Consider the following 21,780-nt stretch of genomic DNA (forward strand, 5'->3'; position numbering starts at 1 on the left):
GCGCGCCTCTAGGGCGTACGGCCCTGGAGCCGTGCCGCCAGCTGTCTGATCCCGGGGAGAGTGGCGATGAGGGCCAGGCCGGGGCAGCTCGTCATGTACGCCTCCTTGTGGCCGGCGAGGGCGGGGAGTGTGGCGGTGGTGCCGGACCGGTAGCGGCTGAGGCTGTTGCTGGAGACCAGGCGCACTTGGGCGCGCGGGTCGATGTCGGCGAGCCCGAGTTTCCAGGCGGTGAGGGCGGCTATCGCATCGGTCATCGCCTTCGGGACGGTGGCGCCCGCCGTGAAGGTGCCGAGGGCGGCGATACCGGCCGTGCGGTGGTTGAAGCCCTGGGTGTGGGCGCCGGTGACGGGCCGGTCGATGCCGCCCGCGCGGCCCTCGTAGATGGTGCCGCAGCGGTCGACGAGGAAGTTGTAGCCGATGTCGTCCCACTGGCGGGCGCCGGTCTGGCCCGCGTAGAGGTAGCGGATGATGCGGGGCGCGTCGGCGCAGTCGTAGCCGTTCGGCGAGTCGGTGTGGTGGACGAAGACCGCGACGACCTTGTCGTCGTAGCGCGGGGGCGGCTGGGCGTGCCGGGTGAGCGAGTCCAGCCAGGCCGATCTGGGCACGATGTGGGGCTTGGCCGCCGTGTGCGGCGCGGCGGGGCGGGCGGCGACGGGCGGCGGGGGTTTCGCCCGCGGGTGTCCGATGCCGTCCGCGCACAGGACCAGTCCCAGGGCGGCGGCCAGTCCGGGCAGGCAGGAGAGCAGCACGCGCGGGGTGCGGGGCCCCGCCCCGGCAGCGGCTGATGTCACGGCCGATATGCGGCTCCGCCGCGCGGGCGCGGCGCCCGCGTGCCGTGGTCCTCGCGATCTTCGGACACGCATGACCCCACTCTCGGCCCGATCCGCCCGGTCCGCGATGTGTGCTGTGCCACCCGGTGGAACCATCGTCCCGGTCCGGGGCGTTTCTCCTGATGCACGCACACGTGGCTGGTTCCGGGCTCCACGCGCGCGTGAAGGATCCGGGTGGCTGATCACTGGGCCCGTCCCGCGCGTACTAAGAGGTCTGAGAGAAAGGCGGCTCTGTGGACCTGCTCGACATCCTGCTGTTGCTGGTGGTCGTGGCTTACGCGGCATCGGGCTACCGGCGCGGACTGGTGGCCGGCTGTGTCTCGCTCGCCGGGTTCGTCGGCGGCGCGGTGCTCGGCGTGTGGATCCTGCCGTGGATGATGGACCTGGTGACGGCGGGGACGACCCGGGCGACCGTGACCGCGGTGCTGACCGTGCTGCTCCCGGCCGTGGTGGGGCACGAGCTGGCGGGGCGCCTCGCGCTGCGGCTGCGCCGGGAGCTGGACCGGGGGCCGCTGAGGGTGGCCGACGGGGTGGGCGGTGCCGTGGCCAACTCGGTCGCCGTGCTGATCGTGGCGTGGGTGGCCGCGAGTGTGCTGGGCGCCTCCTCGTCGCCGCTGGTCACGACCGCGATCCGGGACTCGGCGCTGCTCGGCGCCGTACAGGACGCCATGCCGGACACCACGCCCACCTGGTTCTCCCGGGCCACCTCGGCGCTCACCCAGGCGGGCTTCCCGCAGGTCTTCAATCCGTTCGAGAACGAGTCGACGGCCGAGGTCGCCAAGCCCACCGGCGACAGCGTCACGGCGAGCGCCACCAACGCGGCCAAGCGCAGCACGGTGAAGATCGAGGGCGTCTCCGGCAATCAGGGGCGCGAGGGCAGCGGGTTCGTGTACGCGCGCGACCATGTGATGACCAACGCGCACGTGGTGGCCGGCATCGACAACCCGAGCGTGCGGATCGGCGGGGTCGGGCGGTCGTACGAGGCGCGGGTGGTGCTCTTCGACCCCGACAAGGACGTGGCCGTGCTGTATGTGCCGGGCCTCGGCGCCCCGGTCCTGAGGTTCGACGACGGCGCCGCGCGCGGTGACTCGGCGGTCGTGGCCGGCTATCCGCAGGACGGCGACCTGAACCTGCAGGCGGCGACGGTGGCCAACCGCGTCCGGGCCACCGGCCAGAACATCTACAGCGACGCCACGGTGACGCGCGAGATCTACTCGATCCGCTCGACCGTCCGCCCCGGCAACTCCGGCGGACCGCTGCTGACCACCGACGGCCGGGTCTACGGCGTGGTCTTCGCCCGCTCGACGTCCGACAACGAGACGGGCTACGTCCTGACCGCGGCCGAGGTCGCCTCCGACGCCGGTCGCGCGGCGGACGCGACGGCGTCGGTGGACACGGGCGAACTCGTCACGTCGTGACGCGGGTCAGAGACTGCACCCCATGAGCACGTCGTCCACGTACTCGCCCGCCAGCAGGAACTCCTCGGGCAGAATCCCCTCGACCACGAACCCCTCGGCCTCGTAGAGCCCCCGGGCCGGGGTGTTGTGCCCCAGCACGCGCAGGGTGAGGCGGCGCGCCCCGTGCCGTCGGGCCTCGTCCCGCACGGCCCGCAGCAGCGCCCGCGCGACCCCGGCGCCCCGCGCCTCCTCGGCGACGGCGAGCCCCTGGATCTGACGGACGTGGGAGTTGCACGCGAGGGGCGTCGGATGGCCGAGCCGGACGTAGCCGACGACCGCGCCGTCGAGCTCGGCGACCAGATGGTCCCGGGGCCCGAACCGCTCGTTGTAGAAGGGCTCGTACGGCGGTTGGGGCCGCGGCTGCACGGAGTGCAGCGGGGACCAGGTGACACGGTCGAGAAGGCCCAGCGTCTCCTCGTCGTCGAGGGTTGCGTGGCGTATGTACGGAACGGGCATGACTGCCACCCTACGGCGGAGGTGACGGAAACCCGACCGGGGTTTTACGCGCCCCCCGCGCAGAATGGGCCCCATGGAACGTTCCCGAATCGCGGTGGCCGGTGCGTCCGGGCTCATCGGTGGCGCCCTGGTGCGGTCCCTGACCGCCGACGGGCACGAGGTGGTGCGGCTGGTGCGCCGGGCGCCCCGGACGAAGGACGAGGTCCGGTGGGACCCGGAGGGCGGGACCGTCGACGCGGCCGGGCTCGCCGGGTGCGACGTCGTGGTCAACCTCGCGGGCGCCGGCGTGGGCGACCGGCGCTGGACGGACGCGTACAAGACGCGGATCCGGTGCAGCCGGGTGCTCGGCACCACAGCGCTGGCCGAGGCGATCGCCGCACTGGACGAGAAGCCGCGGGTGTTCGTGAACGGCAGTGCGATGGGTTACTACGGCGAGACCGGCGACCGGGCGGTCGACGAGAGCGCGCCGCCCGGGACCGGCTTCCTGCCCGAGCTGTGTGTGGAATGGGAGGCCGCCGCGGCGCCCGCGCGGGAGGCGGGCGTACGGACCGTGTTCACCCGGACGGGGCTGGTGGTGGCCCGCGAGGGCGGCGCCTGGGGCCGGCTGTTCCCGCTGTTCAGGGCGGGCCTCGGGGGACGCATGGGCAACGGCCGGCAGTACTGGTCGTACATCTCGCTGCATGACGAGGTGGCCGCGATCCGGCACCTCATCGACACCGACGGCCTGTCCGGGCCGTTCAACCTCACCGCTCCGAACCCGCTGACGAACCGTGAGATCACCGCGGCCATGGGGCGCGTACTGCACCGGCCGACACTGCTCACGGTGCCCGCGCCCGTACTGCGGACCGTGCTCGGCGAGATGGCGGGGGATGTGCTGGGCAGCGCGCGGGTGCTGCCGAAGCGGCTGCTGGAGTCCGGGTTCTCGTTCGCCTTCCCGGACATCGAGGGGGCGATCAAAGCAGCGCTGTGACCCCACACGGAGCCACATCGTGACCGTATGCGACCGCTGTGCGACCGTGCCCTGTTGATGCGCGACTGTTCTTGACCGATCACGGCCCTAACCTCGACCCGAACTCGGGTATCCCCAGGGCCTGTTGGGGGCATCACGTCTCCACCGGCCGCGCAACCTCGAGGAGGGGCACGTGCTTGAGCCCGCGTACCAGGCGGACGTCGTGATCGTGGGAGCCGGGGTTGCCGGACTCTCGGCGGCGCATCGGCTGACCAGCGCAGGAGTGACGACCGCGGTTCTGGAGGCCGCCCCTTGGGTGGGGGGCCGCATGTCGACGGAGAAGGTCGACGGGTTCCGGCTCGACCGGATCGGCCAGCTGCTGTCCACGGCGTATCCCGAGCTGCGGCTGACCCCCGGGCTCGACGCGCTCGTACTGCGCCCCTTCGCGCCGGGCGTCCTGCTGCACAGGGACGGACGCCACCACCGCGCGGGCGCTCAGCCGAGCGCAGGGGGCGCAAGGGGCGCACTCCATGCAGTACGCGCCCTGGCGAGCGCCCCCACCAAGAGCGCCCCCCGGACCGCCGCCCCACTCGGCACCGCCGTGGACCAGGCCCGCCTGGCCACCGCGCTGTCCCGGCTGGCGGCGACCCCGGTCGAACGACTCCTCTCCCGCCCGGAGTTGCCCGCCGCCCAGGCCCTCAAGGCCCACGGCGTCCCCGCCCGCACGATCGACGGCTTCCTGCGCCCGCTGCTCGCCGCCCTGCTGTGCGACCCGGAGCTGACAACCTCCAGCCGGTGCGCCGACCTCGCGCTGCGCGCCTTCGCATGCGGGCGCCTGTGCCTGCCGGAGGGCGGCGCCGAGATGCTCCCGGAACTGCTCGCACGAGCACTGCCGCCGGGCACGGTCCACACCGGCGTCCGCGTCACCTCGGTGTCGACCAGCGCGGTCACGACCGCCGAGCACGGCGAGATCCGCTGCCGCGCCGTCCTCCTGGCAACGGACGCCCGCGCCGCCGCCGCCCTCCTGCCCGGCCTGCGCGTACCGGACTTCCACCCCCTGACGGTCGTGCACCACACAACGGACGAGCCGCCAACAACAGGCGCATCCCTCCTCCTGGACGCCGACCGCGGCGGCCCGATCGCACACACGGCGGTCATCAGCGCCATAGACCCCAGCCGGGCCCCCGCAGGCCGCACCCTCGTCTCCTCCACGATCCTGGGCCCACCCCCGCTCGACCTCGACGCAGCCGTACGCATGCACCTCGCCCGCCTCTACGGCACGTCGACCCGCCGCTGGGAGACCCTGACCGTCCACCACACCCCCGAGGCCGTCCCCGCCATGCGCCCCCCACACGACCTACGCCGCCCGGTGCGCCTCCTGGCGGGCCTGTACGTCTGCGGCGACCACCGCGACACCAGCACAGTCCAGGGCGCCCTGCACTCGGGCCACCGCGCCTCAACAGCAATCCTCACGGACCTGCGAGCAGCAGGCTCAATACACAGGGCAGACCCACCAAGCAGCACAGTCAAGCAGGCGGCCTGAGCAACCGCGCCCCTAAAGGGGCGCGGGGAACTGCGCGATCAACCACGACGAACGCGCGCTGGGCATCCGACAGTCGGAGTTACGGCGATACCCCGCCTAGCCCAGCGCAGCGACCTTGTCGCGATAACCCCGCACAGGCGCCGCATCCTTATAAGGCTCCAACCGCCGCTCAAAGTCCCGCACATACTCAACAGCACGCACAGACCGCATCTCCGCGGCAGCGCCGGCCGCCTCCGCCCCCAACGCACAGGCCTGATCAAGCTCCCCAAGCCCCAGGCGGGCGGAGGCCAGCACAACCCGGCAGAACAACCGACTCCGCGCATACGCAGGCGCACGCAACTGCAGCGACCGCTCGGCATGCTGCGCAGCCGCCCGGAACTGCTGCAGATCCCGATGCGCATGCCCGAACTCGTCGGCGAGCTGCGCCTCGTCGAAGAACCGCGCCCAGTAGGGGACTTCATCGCCGGGACGTGCCGCCTCAAGGGCGCGCTCCGCCCGCACCAGCGAGGCGGTGCAGTTGCGCACCTCGCCGAGCACACCGTGCCCGCGCGCCTCGGCCGAGTGCAGCAGGGCCTGCACGACGGGCGGGGCATTGGTCCCGACGCCCTGCTGGGCGACCCGCGAGAGCTGGACGGCCTCCCGCCCGTGGCCGAGATAGACGGCCTGCCGGCTCATGGTGACCAGCACATAGGAGCCGTACGCCCGGTCCCCCGCCGCCTGCGCAAGACGCAGCGCCTGCACGAAGTACCGCTGTGCAAGCCCGTGCGCGGCGATGTCGTACGACGTCCAGCCGGCGAGCCTGGTCAGGTCGGCGGCCGCGCCGAACAGCCGGCGGCCGGTCTGCTCGCCGTAGGTGCCGCGCAGCATGGGCTCGCACTCGTGCTCCAGGTAGCGCACCAGGGCCTGGCGGGCGTGGCCGCCGCCGTACTTGTCGTCGAGGGTGCGGAACAGTTCGCCGACCGAGCGGAGTGCGGCGATGTCGCCGCCGGTGACCTTCTGGCCGGGGCCGCGTTCGGCCTGGCCGCGCTGGCGGGGCACTGCCGGGCGGCCCTGGGCGGGGACGCGGGAGAGCTGTTCGCCGCGGGCGACCTTGTCGTCGGCGCGGCCGATCAGCCAGTCGCGGCTGGGCACGACCAGACCGGCCGGTGTGAACGCGATCTTGCGGAGCTCGGCGTGCGAACCGGAGTCCTTGCGCCACAGCCCTCCGACGATGTCGACGGCCTCCTCGGGGGTGGCGGCGAACTCGAGCCCGGCGTACACCGGCGCACAGGCGTCGAGGCCGAGATCCTGGGCGGTGAGGCGGCGGCCGAGGCGGCGGGTGAAGACCTCGGCGATCAGGGCAGGAGTGGTGCCGCGGGGCTGCTGGCCACGCAGCCACCTGGTCACGGACGTCTTGTCGTATCTCAGATCAAGCCCGTGTTCGAGCCCGAGCTGGTCGACTCGACGGGCGAGACCCGCGTTGGAGAACCCGGCTTCTGCGATGAGCGCGGCGAGCTGGCGGTTGGGAGTGCGCTGCGCGGGTCGTTCCGTCATCTGCGGTGCGGTCTCCTGCCTTTCGGGCCTCCAGGGCCGCTGTCGGCCCTGCTGTGCCCGGATTGCCTGTGAGCAGCCCTTATGGCCTCTGTGAACGGCGCGAATGTAGCGGAGAGTGAGCAGTCGGTCGCACACTTCGACACTCGTTCATCCGATCGTGTGAGGATTGGCCGCGGGGCTGACGCGAGACGGTCGGTCGTACAGTGGCGTAGGCGCGTTTCGCGCCTTACGACCTTCTAGGGAGGCGCTTGCCGTGAGTGAGCTGCGGTTCGTCCGCATGGGATTCGGTGCCGAGGCCGTCGAGTACCAGGTGGCGTGGGACGAGCAACGCCGGGTGCACGCGGCGCGCTTCGCCGACGAGATCCCTGACACCGTGCTGCTCCTGGAGCACCCGCCGGTGTATACGGCGGGCCGGCGCACGGCGGACAGCGAACGTCCCCTGGACGGCACCCCCGTCATCGACGTGGACCGCGGCGGCAAGATCACCTGGCACGGCCCGGGCCAGCTGGTGGGCTACCCCATCCAGAAGCTCCCGCGCCCGGTGGACGTGGTGGCCCATGTACGGCGCCTGGAGGAGGCCCTGATCCGCACGTGCGCGGAGTTCGGGGTGCGGACGACCCGGGTCGAGGGCCGCAGCGGAGTGTGGGTCCTCGGGGACCCGGTGGAGCAGCGCCCGACGCTCGGCGGGCTGTCCCTCGACTTCGACCCCCGTCTGCACGACGAGGAGTTCGACCCGCGTATGAACGGCCCGGAGTACGCCCCCTCCAACGCCGGCCAGCGCCGCGAGGACCGCAAGATCGCGGCGATCGGCATCCGCGTGGCCAAGGGCGTCACCATGCACGGCTTCGCGCTGAACGTGAACCCGGACAACCGCTGGTTCGACCGCATCATCCCGTGCGGCATCCGCGACGCGGGCGTCGCCTCCCTGGCCGGCGAACTGGGCCGCGACGTGACGATCGCCGAGGTGCTGCCGGTCGCGGAGCGGCACTTGAGGGACGTACTGGAGAACGCGGAGCTGAAGCCGCGCCTCATTGAGAAGACGCCGGCATAACTCAGCCCGTCCGGCGCTTGAGGACGAGGCCGTTCAGGCTGAAGCGGGGGTCTGGGGGCGCAGCCCCCAGAGGGCCAGCACCGACGCCGGGCTTTCAAATCAACGGGCGTACCCTTGGGGGCGCCGAGGAATCAATCGCTAGGGAGCCCATCGTGTCCGCAGTCGCACCCGACGGACGCAAGATGCTGCGCCTGGAGGTCAGGAACGCCCAGACCCCCATCGAGCGCAAGCCCGAGTGGATCAAGACCCGGGCGAAAATGGGTCCCGAGTACACCAAGATGCAGAACCTCGTGAAGAGCGAGGGCCTGCACACGGTCTGCCAGGAAGCCGGCTGCCCCAACATCTACGAGTGCTGGGAGGACCGCGAGGCGACCTTCCTCATCGGCGGCGACCAGTGCACCCGGCGCTGCGACTTCTGCCAGATCGACACCGGCAAGCCCGAGGCGCTGGACCGTGACGAGCCGCGCCGCGTGGGCGAGTCCGTGGTCACGATGGACCTGAACTACGCCACCATCACCGGCGTCGCCCGCGACGACCTGGAGGACGGCGGCGCCTGGCTGTACGCGGAGACGGTCCGCCAGATCCACGCACAGACGGCGGACCGCGAGGCCGGCCGCACGAAGGTCGAGCTCCTCGCCCCCGACTTCAACGCGATCCCCGAGCAGCTCGAAGAGGTCTTCTCGTCCCGCCCCGAGGTCTTCGCGCACAACGTCGAGACGGTTCCCCGGATCTTCAAGCGCATCCGCCCGGGCTTCCGCTACGACCGTTCCCTCAAGGTCATCACGGCCGCCCGCGACTACGGCCTGGTCACCAAGTCGAACCTGATCCTCGGCATGGGCGAGACCCGCGAGGAGGTCAGCGACGCGCTCCGGCAGCTGCACGAGGCCGGCTGCGAGCTGGTCACCATCACGCAGTACCTGCGCCCGTCCGTGCGACACCACCCCGTCGAGCGCTGGGTCAAGCCGCACGAGTTCGTGGAGCTGAAGGAGGAGGCCGAGCAGATCGGCTTCTCGGGGGTCATGTCCGGTCCGCTGGTGCGTTCCTCGTACCGCGCGGGTCGCCTCTACCAGATGGCCATCGAGAAGCGAGGTTCGTACGTCGCCTCGCAGGCCGTTTGAGGCTCGCACCGAACACCACCAGATGGCACGGAGTGCCACGATTCCGTGTGAACCTGAGCACAAGAAATTACTTGCCGGTAACGGCCGATTCGACGCGGTCCTGACCGTCCTCGCAGATGAGGACGCCGTCAGGGCCGCGTCAGCGTTTTCGCCCGTCGCATCAAGGCTTCATTGGTGTTTGACCGGTCGGTCACGCCCTGGTAACACCAATCAGTGACGCTGGACTCACGCCACGTACACCCACACCAAGCAGCCCGTACCCGAGGGGGGACCTCCACCATGCAGGCCGCGCCGGTTCGCGCCACCGCCATCCCGTCGTTCACCACTGCACTGCGTGCAGTCGAGTCGCTGCTCATGAGCAGCGGTCAGCGCACCGCCCGTCGCAACGCCTGGACCTCCGTGCTGGAGGACCGCCGCCGCGCCAAGGACCGCGTCGAGGCCCAGCGCGTCATGGACCAGACCCTCGTCGGCCGCCCCTGAACCCGCCCTCCGGGCACTGCCGTCGTACGGCGCTTCCGGGGCCACGTAGACTTCGTGGCATGGCGAGGAAGGAACCTGCAGCGGACGCTGCGAACCCCGGGCGACTGAAGCAGATCGCTCTGACCTACAAGATGACCCGCAAGGCCGACAAGAAGATCGGTCTTGTACTCGCGGCTGTCGGCATCAGCGTCTTCGGTGTCTTCCTCGCGATCGGTTTCTTGCTCGGTCACCCCATCTATCTCGGCATCCTGGGCCTGTTCCTCGCCTTCCTCACGGCGGCGATCGTGTTCGGGCGCCGGGCCGAGCGGGCGGCCTTCGGGCAGATGGAGGGCCAGCCGGGCGCAGCCGCGGCGGTGCTCGACAACGTCGGCCGGGGCTGGACGACGACGCCCGCGGTGGCGATGAACCGCAGCCAGGACGTGGTGCACCGGGCCGTCGGCAAGGCCGGCATCGTCCTGGTCGCCGAGGGCAACCCGAACCGGGTGAAGACCCTGCTGGCCGCCGAGAAGAAGAAGATGAACCGCATCGTCGCGGACGTGCCGGTGCACGACATCATCGTCGGCACGGGCGAGGGCCAGGTCGAGCTGAAGAAGGTGCGGACCACCATGCTGAAGCTCCCGCGCGTTCTGACCGGTCCGCAGGTGACGGCCACCAATGACCGGCTACGCGCCATGGGCGACCTGATGACCAACATGCCGCTGCCGAAGGGTCCGATGCCCAAGGGCATGAAGCTGCCGAAGGGCGGGCCGAAGGCCCGCTGACTTCGCTCGTACGAGGCGCTTAGGGGCCTTGGTCGTGCGCGGGCCGGTGGGGGCTGGTCGCGCAGTTCCCCGCGCCCCTACCGGGCGCAGAGCGGCTAGCCGCGAACCTCGACCGTGCGGGCCAGCCGGTCGTGCAGGCCCCTGCCGTCGCGGTCCCAGATCAGGGCCGGGATCGCGATGCACAGGAGGGCCGTGCGGAGGGCGGCGCGGAGGGGGTTCGGGCGGCCGGTGTCCAGGGCGACCACGCGGAGGCCGAAGAGGCGCTTACCGGGGGTGAAGCCGATCGTGCCGACCGTCAGGACGCCGAGCAGGAAGAAGATGAGCAGGGCCCAGTTGCCGGTGGCCTGGTTGTAGCCGTGAGTGATAAGACCGTATGCGATCAAGAGGCACAGGCCCCAGTCGACGACGAGGGCGCCGAACCGGCGGCCCGGGCGGGCGATCGAGCCCGGCCCCTCCTCCGGCAGACCCAGCTGCTCGCCGCGGTATCCGAAGTCGACACCGGCTTCCTCTGCGGCCGCGCGGGGGCCCGAGAGCCACGAGCCGATTGCATCCCTGTTGTCCACCCGTCCACGGTACTGCGCCCGTTTCGCGATACGGACAGGTGGGGTCAACCGGGCCGAGGCCGGTTAACTTGTGCGAAACAAATGGGTCACGCCCGAGAAATCACGCGTCCCTAGGGTCGAGGACAACGTGTGCCACCGCACTGGCCGCACGAACGAACTACCACCCCGGCAGGACGGTCGGGAGTAGGAGGAGCTGGATGTTCCAGAACGCCGACGAGGCCAAGAAGTTCATCGCGGACGAGGACGTCAAGTTCATCGACGTCCGGTTCTGCGACCTGCCTGGCGTGATGCAGCACTTCACGGTGCCGGCAGAGGCCTTCGACCCGGCCGAGGAGCTCGCCTTCGACGGCTCCTCGATCCGCGGCTTCCAGGCCATCCACGAGTCCGACATGGCGCTCCGCGCCGACCTGTCCACCGCGCGCGTCGACCCCTTCCGCCGCGACAAGACGGTCAACATCAACTTCTTCATCCACGACCCGATCACGGGCGAGCAGTACTCCCGTGACCCGCGCAACGTGGCGAAGAAGGCGGAGGCCTACCTGGCGTCCACCGGTATCGCCGACACCGCGTACTTCGGCCCCGAGGCCGAGTTCTACGTCTTCGACAGCGTGCGTTTCCAGACCTCCGCGAACGAGGCCTTCTACCACATCGACTCCGAGGCCGGCGCCTGGAACACCGGTGCCCTCGAGGACAACCGTGGTTACAAGGTCCGCTACAAGGGCGGCTACTTCCCGACCCCGCCGGTCGACCACTTCGCCGACCTGCGTGCGGAGATCTCCCTGGAGCTGGCCGCGTCCGGCCTCCAGGTCGAGCGCCAGCACCACGAGGTGGGCACCGCCGGCCAGGCCGAGATCAACTACAAGTTCAACACGCTGCTCGCCGCGGCCGACGACCTCCAGCTCTTCAAGTACATCGTGAAGAACGTCGCCTGGCGCAACGGCAAGACCGCGACCTTCATGCCGAAGCCGATCTTCGGTGACAACGGCTCGGGCATGCACGTCCACCAGTCGCTGTGGGCCAACGGCGACCCGCTGTTCTACGACGAGGCCGGCTACGCGGGCCTGTCGGACACCGCCCGCTACTACATCGGCGGCATCCTCAAGCACGCACCGTCGCTGCTGGCCTTCACCAACCCGACGGTGAACTCCTACCACCGTCTGGTCCCGGGCTTCGAGGCGCCGATCAACCTGGTGTACTCGCAGCGCAACCGCTCCGCGGCCATGCGTATCCCGATCACCGGATCGAACCCGAAGGCCAAGCGCGTCGAGTTCCGTGCGCCCGACTCCTCCGGCAACCCGTACCTGGCGTTCTCCGCGCTGCTGCTCGCGGGCCTGGACGGCATCAAGAACAAGATCGAGCCGGCCGAGCCGATCGACAAGGACCTCTACGAGCTGGCTCCCGAGGAGCACGCGAACGTCGCGCAGGTCCCGACCTCGCTCCCGGCCGTCCTCGACTCCCTCGAGCGCGACCACGAGTTCCTGCTCGCCGGCGACGTCTTCACGTCCGACCTGATCGAGACGTGGATCGACTTCAAGCGCGCGAACGAGATCGCCCCGCTGCAGCTGCGTCCGCACCCGCACGAGTTCGAGCTCTACTTCGACGTGTGATCGTCGCCTGACCCAGGCACTACGCCCGCGCCCCCGTTGTCGGTACCGACAGCGGGGGCGCGGGCGTATGTTCTATTCTGCCGATGACACGACACGGGGGTGGACGGAATGCCGGAGCACGAACACAACGACCACGAGCGCGAGTTCGACCTGAGGTGGGCGGAGAACGCCGAGCACAAGGAGCCCTCGGCGCGGGCCAGGATGCTGGCCGCGCGGTGGAAGGAGAACCCGCCCGAGCCGCAGCCGTTTCGTGCCGACCCGGACCAGGCGGGGCCCCGCCGGTCCTCGTGGGTGTCGACGGCCGTCGTGCTGGGCAGCGTCGCCGCGATCATTCTGCTGCTGGGGTACGTGCAGTTCCGGGCGCCGTACTAGAGGGGCTGTGCTGAGCTGCGGCTGTTCACAGGGACACACAGGGACCTTTTGCAGCTCCTAGGGCCGATCGGAACCACCTCATGGGCCCGGCCGGGTGCACACTTGCAGTGGGACGAGTGCCTGACTGCGGGGTGATGCAGATGCAGAGCCGCTTCCGGAGCGACCGGCGGCTGACCGTGCGGATGACGGTCACGATGTTCCTGCTCGGGTTGCTGTACGTGGCCTTCGTTGCCGCGTTGATCGTTTTGCTGAAGTCGTGGCTGCTGGTCGTCGTACTGGTGGCGGCGATGTTCGTCGCGCAGTTCTGGTTCTCCGACCGGATCGCGATGTTCGCCATGCGCGGGCGGGTCGTGGAGCGCGAGGAGTATCCCGAGCTGCATGCGGTGATCGACCGGCTGTGTGCGATCGCCGATATGCCGAAGCCGGTGGTCGCCGTGTCCGAGATGGACATGCCGAACGCGTTCGCCACCGGGCGGAATCCGGATCACGCGGTGGTGTGCGTGACGACCGGGCTGCTGCGCCGGCTGGAGCCCGCGGAGCTGGAGGGCGTACTCGCGCACGAGCTGTCGCACGTGGCGCACAAGGACGTCGCCGTGATCACGATCGCGTCGTTCCTCGGCGTGATCGCGGGGCTGATCGTGCGGTTCGCCTTCTACAGCCAACTGTTCGGCGGCGGACGGCGGGATCAGAACACCGCTGCCGTCTTCGCCGTGGTCATGGCTGTGTCGGCGGCCGTGTACGCGATCAGCTTCCTGCTGATCAGGGCGCTGTCCCGGTATCGGGAGCTGGCCGCGGACCGGGCGGCGGCGCTGCTCACCGGGCGGCCCTCGGCGCTGGCGTCCGCGCTGACCAAGGTCTCCGGCGACATCGCCCGGATCCCGACCAAGGATCTGCGCACGGCGCAGGCCTTCAACGCCTTCTACTTCACCCCGGCGACCGGCAAGGAGCCCGGCATCGAGCGGTACTTCTCCACGCACCCGAGCCTGGAGCAGCGGCTCGACCAACTGGGGCGGATCTCCGCCGAGTTGGGTGAGGCGGCGACCCCCGGAAAGGGATGATGCATGGGGCTCTTGGACATTCTGCTCGGCCGTACGAAGCCGGTCCTGCCCGACCTGGACCAGCTCTTCGGGCTGCCGTCGGCGGCCGTGACCCTTGAGGCCGCGGCCGGTTTCACGCCGACCGGCACGGGTGCCGTGTGCTTCGCCACGGTCGAGGGCTCGGCCTTCGAGCAGACACACCGGGAGGTCCAGGCCCTGCTGGACGCGGACGCCGACCGGGACGGCCCTCCGGTGGAACTCAAGCAGGACGAGTTCGGCTACTCCTGGCTGCTCTCCCGCCGCTCCCCCGAGCAGCTGTCCGAGCTGGTCAACGATCTGCACGCGGTGAACAGCTCGATGGAGGTCAACGGCTTCGGACCGCAGCTGCTGTGCTCCCTGGCCGGTTTCCAGGGCGAGGGGGGCAGGCCGCTCGCGCTGGTCTATCTCTACAAGCGCGGCACGTTCTATCCGTTCGCACCGCTGCCCGGCGAGGGGCAGCGGCGCGACAACGCACTGGAACTGCAGGTGAAGGCGGCGCTCGCCGGTGACCTGCGGATGGAGCAGGATCTGAGCCGGTGGTTCCCGGTGTGGGGCGCCCCGGGTCTGTGACCGAGGGCTACCACCACCGGTCTCAGTTGCTCTTCTCGCGCTCCTGGCGCCGGGACTCCAGCGGGCGCTCGCGGCGGTAGCGGCGATCCCACTTGGCCTGCTTGTCACGGCGGTCGCGGTACGCGCGGTAGGTCGACGGCATGGTCCCCGACGACGAGGAGCCGCCGCCCCCCGACGACGACGCGCCGCCACCGCCCGACGAGGACCCCGACGACGCGTCCCGCCCGTACTGCAAGTACAGGAAGAGCACGGCGACCGCGGCCAGCCACCAGACGTGGTTCCCGAATCCTAAGACGACCAGGACGACGGTCCCGGATATGACGATGGTGCCCATGACGGGCCTCCGTTTGGGCGTGAGTGATCGAGCGGTGTTGGTGTGTCCTCCCGACGGGGCGCTGGGGGAAGGGCGTCCGTCCGTCGGTGCGTAGAGAGTAGCCCCGAGTCCGCAGGGTGATGCCTGTCCTGCGGAAAGAGGGGGTGGGCAGCTCCGCAACGTGTGTCCAGAGTACGGACGCGATCACTCGCCGTGCATCTGGTTTTCCGCGCCCCGCCTACTCCGCGGGCACCTCCAGCCGCCGTTCCACTACCTCGCGGGCCACATCCGTCAGACGACGGCGGTTCGAGCGGGCATGGCTGCGCAGCAGACGGAAGGCCTCGTCGACCGTGATGGAGAGCCGGGCGGCGAGGGTGCCCTTGGCCTGTTCGATGACGATACGGCTGGTCAGAGCCTGGCCCAGCTGGTCGGCCAGGGCGCGGGTCTCGCGCAGGCGCCGGTCCCGTTCCAGGGGCCAGCCGGCGGCGTCGGTGAGTGACTGGCCGAGCGCCAGGAGCTCGGCGGGCAGCGGTGTGCCGCCGCGGCCCAGCAGCACCAGGGCGCCCAGGGTGTCGTCGCCGACGTGCAGGGGCAGGGCGGCGGTGCGGCCGTAGCCCAGTTGCCGGGCCCGGGCTGTGTAGCGCGGCCAGTCCCGGCGGGCCTGTTCTCCGTCGAGGGCGGTGTCCGGCACCGGGCGTCCGGTGCGGCAGGCTTCCCGTCCCGGTCCCTCACTGAGGTCGGCGGCGTCCTGCGCCAGCCGCATCAGTTCCTCGCCGGTGCCGGCCACCTGGGCGGGCGTGTGTTCGTCGGGGACGTACAGCACGATCGCGGCGCAGTCTCCGAGGAGCTCGGTTGCGTGCGCGGCGAGGGACGCGAGCAGCCCGGCCGGGTCGGAGGGCTCGGTGACCGGGCTCCTGGCCAGGTCGACGAACGCCCGTGCGAGCCGCTGCTGTGTCAGTGGCATGGAGGTCATCGGTTCCCCTTGGCGTTTCGGACGTCCGTCGCGGACCGAGTTCCGCAGTGTTCCTTGTCCATGTCCTGGCGTCTCCCTCTGCTTCAGCCGAGACGCAGCTCGCGCCGCACGATGCGGTCCGCCACGGTGTGCGCGGAGACGCCTTCGGCGAAGGCGTGTGCCTTGATCAGTTCGAGTGCATCGGTCACCGAGCAGTCGAGCTGTTCGGAGACCATGCCGGTGGCCTGGTGCACCAAGGCCCTCAGGTCGACGGCGCCGTAGAGCCCGGGGTCGCCGTCCGGGTTGAGGATCATGGACTCTGTCAGGGCCTCGGCGACCTCGCGAAAGGTGCCCGAACCGACCAGGCCCGGCGCCGGGTCGAAGACCGCGAGAGCGCCGACGCACACCCCCGCCAGGCTGAGCGGTACGGCTGCCACCTCGGCGATGCCGAGTTCCGTGACGGCGGGCCCGTAGCCGGGCCAGCGCTCGGCCAGCGCCGGACCGGTCGCCGACACCGGGCGGATCTCGGCCGTGGCGTCCCTGGCCGGGCCTTCGCCGAGCAGGAACTCCAGCTCCTGGGCGGAGCGGGACGGTTCGTCGGAGGCGGCCAGGGCGAGCTGGTCGAGGGTCGCCCCGACCAGCGTGAGGGCGGCGCTGCGGGTGCCGCAGGCCGCCGCGACTCCGGTCATGAACATGGGGCGCGGCGTGTTCCCCGCTCCGGCCCATTTCCCGAACCGGGCCACATAGTCGCTCTGCAGACGCGCGGAGATGTCGTGACAGGCGGCCGTCGACCGGTGCAGAGCGGCGATCCGCAGATGAACACTCCTGAGCACATCCGTGGGGGCGTCGTCGGCGAGGGTCTCGTGGTGCTCGGCGCGACCGGTCTCGTGCGCCGAACGAGCACGCGCCGCATCGGCGTTCCGCTGCGCGGAAGCCATGGGATCGCGGGCCCCATCTCCGGTGGCCATGCCGAAAGCCTACGCCCCGGGTTCTCATCCGGAGCTGTTTGTCCGGCCTTCTTCCATGAGCAGAACTACTCCGCCGTTGTGCCCGTCGAAGGGGCTGGACTGCACCATGCAGGTGATCGACCTGCCCAGGCGGTTCATGGCTGCCACGGGCAGCGGCGCGCCCCGCCTGCCCGTCTTGAGGCACATCTGGATGGCCTGGCGCAGCTTCTCGGTGGGCAGCCCGAAGTCCAAGGTGTAGAAGGGCTGGTCGATGACCTCGTCGGGGCGCAGGCCCCACAGGTCGACGGCGCCGCGATTCCAGCTCTTGACCTTCAGGTCCTGGTCCAGGACGACGACTCCGGCGGCGACGGAGGTCAGCACGGCCTCCAGGAAGGTGCGGGCCTCGTCCAGCTCCTCGGTGCGGACCCGCATCTCCTCGTTCATGGTCTCCAGTTCCTCGTTGCCGGACTGGAGTTCCTCGTTCGTCGTCTCCAACTCCTCATTGGTGGACTGGAGTTCCTCGTTCGTGGTCTCCAGCTCCTCGATGCTCGACTGGAGTTCCTCGTTCGTCGTCTCCAACTCCTCATTGGTGGACTGGAGTTCCTCGTACGCCGTCTCAAGATCCTCGCGTACGCGCTTGATCTCGGACTTGAGCTGGGTGGCGAGGGTCACGTCGGTGAACGTGATGTTGATGGCAGCCGCCAATCCGTCGAGGCCGGTCAGCGGTTGGACGAGGATGTCGAAGTACTGCACATCGTCGCCGGCCCGGCGCTCGGCGCCGTTGACCCGCAGGGTGCGCCGCTCGTGAGTCGCCTGTTCGATCAGGGAACGCAGTTCGACGGGGCGGTAGGAGATCTCCAGATCCTGGAAGGGGCGCCCGATGTCGTTCGGGGAGAGGCCGAACTGCACGCGCGCGTGGCTGTTGACGAAGATGACCAGGCCGTCGCGGTCGACGGCCACGGCCGCGCTCGGCGTCGAGTCGAGGATGAGGTCACGCAGCTGCCGGTGACGGGCCATGCTGTGCAGCTCGCCGCTCATTCCGGTCCTGATCTTCACCGGGGCGGGGTGGTAGGGCGGGGCGGCCTCGCCGGGGCGGCGCCGGAAGACGCGCTGCCGCATGCTCACCACGTCGAACCGTTCGGTGTCGTTGAGCAGCATCTCCGCCTTGCCGAGGAACAGGAAGCCGTTCTCGCGCAGCGCGAAGCGGAACCGGTCGACGATCTGTGTCTGCGCCTCGACGTTGAAGTACATCAGCGTGTTGCGGCACACCAGCAGGTCGAGCCGGGAGATCGGGGCGTCACGGGTGATGTCGTGGCGGCCGAAGATCACCCTGCGGCGCAGGTCGGGGCGGAAGACGAAGCGGGCGCCGCTCTGGTCGAAGTACTTGTCGCGCAGCTCGGGATCCAGCTGCGCGAGGACCTTGGCCGGATACAGACCGGAGCGGGCGTCGCGCAGGGCCTCGTCGTCGACGTCCGTGCCGTAGATCTTGACCCGCTCCAGTGTTTCGTCAAAGCCCAGCGTCTCGGCGAACATGATCGCCAGGGAGTACGCCTCCTCGCCGCTGGAGCAGCCCGCGCTCCACACCCGGATCTCCTCGTCCGTTCCGGTCTGCGCGAGCAGCTCGGGCATCACCTCGCGCTGCAGGAAGGTCCAGGCGTCGGGGTCGCGGAAGAGGGAGGTGACGTTGATCAGGATGGTGTTGAACAGAGCGTTGAATTCATCCGCATTGGTCTCCAGGCGGTCGCGGTAGTCGGAGTACGACTGCACGTGTGCGTCGGACATGCGCTTGCGGATGCGGCGGCCGAGCGAGGACCGCTTGTAACCGGTGAAATCGAAGCCGCGGGCATCCCTGAGGAAACCGAGGAGTTCCTCCAGTTCCTCGTCGGTCTCCAGATCCGTCTGTCCGTCACCCATCGCTGCCATCACTGCTGCTATTGCCTCTTGGTTTCGACAAGTCCGCGGATCACCGCGGCGATCTCTTCCAGAGGTAGCACGAAGTCCACTGAGCCCGTACCCACCGCGGCGTCCGGCATGCCTCTGAATTCCGCCGTCGCCGGATCCTGCACGATGACCGTGCCGCCGCGCGACTTGACGGCGTCCACCCCCATCGCCCCGTCCCGCCCCGTCCCGGTGAGCACGCATGCGATGGCCTTCGGTCCGTACGCCCCCGCCACCGACTCGAACAGCAGGTCGGCGGAGGGGCGCACGAAGTGGACCAGCTCGCTGTCGGTGAGGGTGAGCAGGCCGCCGGGGCGGACGAGGAGGTGCCGGTCGGGCGGTGCGATGTAGACCGTGCCGGGGCAGGTCCGCTCGTGGTCGCCGGCGAGCTTCACCTGCAGCGGCGTACGACGGGCGAGGACCTCGGCGATCACGGTGCGGTGCCGGGGGTCGAGGTGCTGCACGACCAGGACCGGCACCGGGAGGTCGGCGTCCAGGGCGCTGAGCAGGGTACCGAGGCCGTTGATGCCGCCGGCTGAGGAGGCGACGGCGACGACCTCGAAGCCGTCGGGTGCGGGCGAAGTGGACTCCACGAGGCCAGCGTAGGCCCGATGTCACGACTCTGGGGCCGCCCGGACCACGCCTGCGGCGATCGCGGCACCCAGAGTGGCATGGTCGGCTGCGGTCTGGTCGGCGTAGGCCAGTGCGAAGTCGGCGACGGCCTGCTCGAAGGTGTCGGCGCCGCCCAGGTAGGCGGCGATCGCAATGCGGTCACCGGAGCGGGCGTGCGCGCGGGCCAGGGCGGTCCCGCACAGCCGGGCGTACGCCAGGAGGTCGGCAGGGCTCATCCCGGCGACGTCCGCGGAGCCCTTCATATCGCGCAGCTGCCGCCAGTAGAAGGCCCGCCCCCCGGGGCCCGGACATCCACCCCAGGAAGATGTCACTCGCCGCCTGCAACAGCCGCTGACCTGCGACGACCCGATACCCGGGATGAACGTACGGCCCGCTCGGCAGATGCTCCTCCAGTACGGACTTCCGGGCCTCCTTGATCTGTCGCAGGCGCCGGCGGGTTGGAGGAGCGGCGGATCCTGGATGATCCTTCGCCGCCCGTCGATCACCTCGGTGAGCTTGCCGACGGCCTGCAGGCTGGTGCGGCGGCGGGCCCGGGTGAGGCTGTACTCGACATCGCGGCGCCTGCGGGCCGAGCGGGCGAGGGGCAGCAGCTGCTCGGCCTCGATGCGCTCGTAGCAGACGGCGAGCTCGCCCCGCCGGGCCAGGCGCCGCATGGCGGTCCGGTAGGCGGCCGCCGCCTCCAGCGTGGCGCGGCGGACCTTGTCCTCGGAGTGCCCGTTCGCACGCCCGGCCACGGCGACGGAGGCCGCAAGCCGTTGGACGTCCCACTCGAAGGGCCCGGGGAACGTCTCGTCGAAGTCGTTGAGATCGAAGAGCAGCGCCCGCTCCGGGGAGGCGTACAGACCGAAGTTCAGCAGGTGAGCGTCGCCGCACAGCTGCACGGTGAGCCCGGTGTGCGCCCGGGACGCGAGGTCGGCGGCCATCACGGCGGCCGCCCCGCGCAGGAAGGCGGACGGCGACGCGGCCATCCGCCCGTACCGGATCGGCAGCAGCTCGGGCAGCCGGTCGCGCCCCTGCCGCTCCAGTACGGCGACGGGGTCGTGCCGGTCGACGGCGGGATCCACGCGGCGTGCGCGGAACGGAGACGCGTTTGCCGGCGGCCCGGCCGACCTCGGCACGGGCCACGGGCGTGATCATGACGCCCACCGCTGCATCCGGCGCCTGCCCATCACGCCTCCCGCCGCCTCTTGATCGCAGTGAAGGCGTACGAGGGGGTGCGCACATGCCGGGCACGGGGATCGGGTGAAACAGGCTTCCCGGGCCCGTTGTCAGTGCCGTCGTGCAGGATGAGATCACGGGTGGTCATTGGACGGGGGACGGGGAGGCCGGTATGGGCGACGGTATGCGGTACATCGGGGCGGCGGAGCGGAGGGCTCGGCTTGCGCTGCGGCAGCGGCTGGCCCCGGCGGCGCGGGCGGACAGCCCGGAGGAGGTGGCCGGCACGCTGGTCGCGCTGCACGGGTCGGATCCGGCGACGGTGCATCTGGCCGTGGGCGCACGGCTCGCGGACGCGGCGAGAACCGTGCCGGAGACCGAGCGGGCGCTGTACGGGGACCGTTCCCTGGTCCGTATGCACGGCATGCGGCACACCGTGTTCGTGTTCCCGACGGACCTCACCGCCGTCGTGCACGCCTCGACCGGCCTCACGGTCGCCGGACGCGAACGGGCCTCCCTGCTCAAGGACATGGCGAAGGCCGGGGCACCGGACGCGGCCTGGCTGAAGGACGTCGAGGAGTCCGCGCTCGCCGCGCTGGCCCGGCGCGGTCAGGCGACGGCGGCCGAACTCGCCCAGGACGAACCGCGGTTGAGAGAGCAGTTCGTGTACGCGGCCGGGAAGAGCTACGAGGGCATGCACACCGTCTCGACCCGGCTGCTGAGGGTGCTGGGCGTGGAGGGCAAGGTCGTACGGGGGCGGCCGCTCGGCTCGTGGACGTCCAGCCAGTTCCGGTGGGCGGTGGCGCCGCCGCACCCCGAACTCGACGTGGCCGAGGCGCAGGCGGCCCTGCTCGGCCGCTGGCTCACGGCGTGCGGTCCGGCCACGGAGGCCGACCTGAAGTGGTGGACGGGTTGGAAGGTGACGGACGTACGGCGTGCACTGGCGGCGATCGGCGCGCAGCCGGTGTCGCTGGACGAGGGCACGGGGTACGTCGTCGCCGGCGACGTCGATCCGGTGGCCGACCCCGCCGAGCCGTGGGCCGCGCTGTTGCCCGCGCTGGATCCGACGGCGATGGGCTGGCGGGAGCGGGACTGGTATCTCGCACCGGAGTTGCGTCCGCCGCTGTTCGACTACAGCGGGAACGTGGGGCCGACGGTGTGGTGGAACGGCCGGGTGGTGGGCGGCTGGGCCCAGCGCCCCGACGGCGAGATCGCCTGGCGGCTGCTCGACACGGACGGTGTCGGGCGGGAGGGCGAGGCCGCGATCGCGGCGGAGGCGGAGCGGCTGCGGGGGTGGGTGGGGGCGACGAAGGTCACTCCGCGCTTCCGGACGCCGCTGGAACGGGAGTTGGCGGGGTAGGGACGGGTCGGTGGCGCCGAGGATTTTCTCGCCCCCGCCGCCCCTACCCGTCCCGCCCCCAGGGGCGCTGCCCCTTCGACCCCGATTCCGGGGGCCAGCCCCCGGACCCCCGCTCC

At 70.7% G+C, this 21,780-nt stretch carries 21 protein-coding genes and 1 pseudogene; 12 read left to right on the plus strand and 10 right to left on the minus strand.

Features of this window, described 5'->3' with window-relative positions; genetic code table 11:
* Window positions 1-8: 8 nt before the first annotated feature.
* Entirely contained in the window at window positions 9-926 is a 918-nt protein-coding gene (locus P2Q00_RS10025; RefSeq protein ID WP_425579528.1) for a peptidoglycan recognition protein family protein, read from the minus strand.
* A gap of 137 nt (window positions 927-1,063) precedes the next feature.
* On the opposite strand from P2Q00_RS10025, the gene P2Q00_RS10030 reads away from it, so the two are divergent.
* The gene (locus P2Q00_RS10030; protein ID WP_275771581.1) at window positions 1,064-2,248 is read left to right on the plus strand and encodes a MarP family serine protease; all 1,185 of its coding nucleotides are present in this window, start codon (window positions 1,064-1,066) and stop codon (window positions 2,246-2,248) included.
* A 6-nt stretch (window positions 2,249-2,254) separates the two neighbouring features.
* On the opposite strand, the gene P2Q00_RS10035 is transcribed toward P2Q00_RS10030, so the two are convergent.
* Window positions 2,255-2,743: a GNAT family N-acetyltransferase gene (locus P2Q00_RS10035; protein ID WP_275771582.1), complete on the minus strand. Its 489-nt coding sequence runs from the start codon at window positions 2,741-2,743 to the stop codon at window positions 2,255-2,257.
* A 73-nt stretch (window positions 2,744-2,816) separates the two neighbouring features.
* Between P2Q00_RS10035 and P2Q00_RS10040 the strand changes: the two genes are divergently transcribed.
* Both P2Q00_RS10040 and P2Q00_RS10045 read left to right on the plus strand, forming a co-directional pair.
* Complete coding sequence (locus P2Q00_RS10040; protein WP_275771583.1) at window positions 2,817-3,713, plus strand: TIGR01777 family oxidoreductase; 897 nt, start codon at window positions 2,817-2,819, stop codon at window positions 3,711-3,713.
* Between the two features lie 172 nt (window positions 3,714-3,885).
* Window positions 3,886-5,235, plus strand: coding sequence for an NAD(P)/FAD-dependent oxidoreductase (locus tag P2Q00_RS10045; protein ID WP_275771584.1), 1,350 nt, complete (start codon window positions 3,886-3,888; stop codon window positions 5,233-5,235).
* 96 nt (window positions 5,236-5,331) lie between these two features.
* Here P2Q00_RS10045 and P2Q00_RS10050 read toward each other — a convergent pair whose 3' ends face one another.
* On the minus strand, window positions 5,332-6,768 hold the full coding sequence (locus P2Q00_RS10050) for an NsdA family TPR-like regulatory protein (protein WP_275771585.1): 1,437 nt from the start codon (window positions 6,766-6,768) through the stop codon (window positions 5,332-5,334).
* 253 nt (window positions 6,769-7,021) lie between these two features.
* Here P2Q00_RS10050 and lipB point away from each other — a divergent pair, with 253 nt between their 5' ends.
* From lipB to P2Q00_RS10070, 4 genes are all read left to right on the plus strand, one after another.
* Complete coding sequence (gene lipB, locus P2Q00_RS10055; protein ID WP_275771587.1) at window positions 7,022-7,819, plus strand: lipoyl(octanoyl) transferase LipB; 798 nt, start codon at window positions 7,022-7,024, stop codon at window positions 7,817-7,819.
* 152 nt (window positions 7,820-7,971) lie between these two features.
* The gene (gene lipA, locus P2Q00_RS10060) at window positions 7,972-8,937 is read left to right on the plus strand and encodes a lipoyl synthase (RefSeq protein WP_275771589.1); all 966 of its coding nucleotides are present in this window, start codon (window positions 7,972-7,974) and stop codon (window positions 8,935-8,937) included.
* A gap of 279 nt (window positions 8,938-9,216) precedes the next feature.
* A complete protein-coding gene (locus P2Q00_RS10065; protein ID WP_275771590.1) occupies window positions 9,217-9,417 on the plus strand; it encodes an SCO2195 family GlnR-regulated protein in 201 nt (66 codons plus the stop codon).
* A gap of 59 nt (window positions 9,418-9,476) precedes the next feature.
* A complete protein-coding gene (locus tag P2Q00_RS10070) occupies window positions 9,477-10,178 on the plus strand; it encodes a DUF4191 domain-containing protein (protein ID WP_275771591.1) in 702 nt (233 codons plus the stop codon).
* A 95-nt stretch (window positions 10,179-10,273) separates the two neighbouring features.
* Here the strand turns inward: P2Q00_RS10070 and P2Q00_RS10075 are convergent, their stop codons facing one another.
* A complete protein-coding gene (locus tag P2Q00_RS10075; RefSeq protein WP_275771593.1) occupies window positions 10,274-10,741 on the minus strand; it encodes an RDD family protein in 468 nt (155 codons plus the stop codon).
* A 197-nt stretch (window positions 10,742-10,938) separates the two neighbouring features.
* Between P2Q00_RS10075 and glnA the strand changes: the two genes are divergently transcribed.
* From glnA to pspAB, 4 genes are all read left to right on the plus strand, one after another.
* On the plus strand, window positions 10,939-12,348 hold the full coding sequence (glnA, locus tag P2Q00_RS10080; RefSeq protein WP_275771594.1) for a type I glutamate--ammonia ligase: 1,410 nt from the start codon (window positions 10,939-10,941) through the stop codon (window positions 12,346-12,348).
* Between the two features lie 108 nt (window positions 12,349-12,456).
* Window positions 12,457-12,720, plus strand: a complete 264-nt coding sequence (locus P2Q00_RS10085; RefSeq protein ID WP_275771595.1) for an SCO2583/SCO2584 N-terminal domain-containing protein — start codon at window positions 12,457-12,459, stop codon at window positions 12,718-12,720.
* Between the two features lie 140 nt (window positions 12,721-12,860).
* Window positions 12,861-13,778 (plus strand): zinc metalloprotease HtpX, encoded by a 918-nt coding sequence (htpX, locus tag P2Q00_RS10090; RefSeq protein ID WP_275771596.1) that lies wholly within the window; start codon window positions 12,861-12,863, stop codon window positions 13,776-13,778.
* A gap of 3 nt (window positions 13,779-13,781) precedes the next feature.
* The gene (gene pspAB, locus P2Q00_RS10095) at window positions 13,782-14,366 is read left to right on the plus strand and encodes a PspA-associated protein PspAB (RefSeq protein WP_275771598.1); all 585 of its coding nucleotides are present in this window, start codon (window positions 13,782-13,784) and stop codon (window positions 14,364-14,366) included.
* A gap of 22 nt (window positions 14,367-14,388) precedes the next feature.
* On the opposite strand, the gene P2Q00_RS10100 is transcribed toward pspAB, so the two are convergent.
* The 6 genes and pseudogenes from P2Q00_RS10100 to P2Q00_RS10125 form a co-directional block, all read right to left on the minus strand.
* Window positions 14,389-14,700, minus strand: coding sequence for a hypothetical protein (locus tag P2Q00_RS10100; protein ID WP_275771600.1), 312 nt, complete (start codon window positions 14,698-14,700; stop codon window positions 14,389-14,391).
* A gap of 217 nt (window positions 14,701-14,917) precedes the next feature.
* Window positions 14,918-15,652, minus strand: coding sequence for a GAF and ANTAR domain-containing protein (locus tag P2Q00_RS10105; protein WP_275771602.1), 735 nt, complete (start codon window positions 15,650-15,652; stop codon window positions 14,918-14,920).
* 83 nt (window positions 15,653-15,735) lie between these two features.
* On the minus strand, window positions 15,736-16,599 hold the full coding sequence (locus tag P2Q00_RS10110; RefSeq protein ID WP_275771603.1) for an ANTAR domain-containing protein: 864 nt from the start codon (window positions 16,597-16,599) through the stop codon (window positions 15,736-15,738).
* Window positions 16,600-16,623: 24 nt separating this feature from the next.
* The gene (locus P2Q00_RS10115; protein ID WP_425579535.1) at window positions 16,624-18,492 is read right to left on the minus strand and encodes a CheR family methyltransferase; all 1,869 of its coding nucleotides are present in this window, start codon (window positions 18,490-18,492) and stop codon (window positions 16,624-16,626) included.
* A 17-nt stretch (window positions 18,493-18,509) separates the two neighbouring features.
* Window positions 18,510-19,109 (minus strand): chemotaxis protein CheB, encoded by a 600-nt coding sequence (locus P2Q00_RS10120; protein ID WP_275771607.1) that lies wholly within the window; start codon window positions 19,107-19,109, stop codon window positions 18,510-18,512.
* A gap of 21 nt (window positions 19,110-19,130) precedes the next feature.
* Window positions 19,131-20,286: pseudogene (locus P2Q00_RS10125) on the minus strand (DUF2252 domain-containing protein).
* A 193-nt stretch (window positions 20,287-20,479) separates the two neighbouring features.
* Between P2Q00_RS10125 and P2Q00_RS10130 the strand changes: the two are divergent.
* Entirely contained in the window at window positions 20,480-21,664 is a 1,185-nt protein-coding gene (locus P2Q00_RS10130; RefSeq protein ID WP_275771610.1) for a winged helix DNA-binding domain-containing protein, read from the plus strand.
* The last annotated feature ends 116 nt before the right edge of the window (window positions 21,665-21,780 follow it).

Source organism: Streptomyces coacervatus, from assembly GCF_029223485.1.
Lineage (GTDB): Bacteria > Actinomycetota > Actinomycetes > Streptomycetales > Streptomycetaceae > Streptomyces > Streptomyces coacervatus.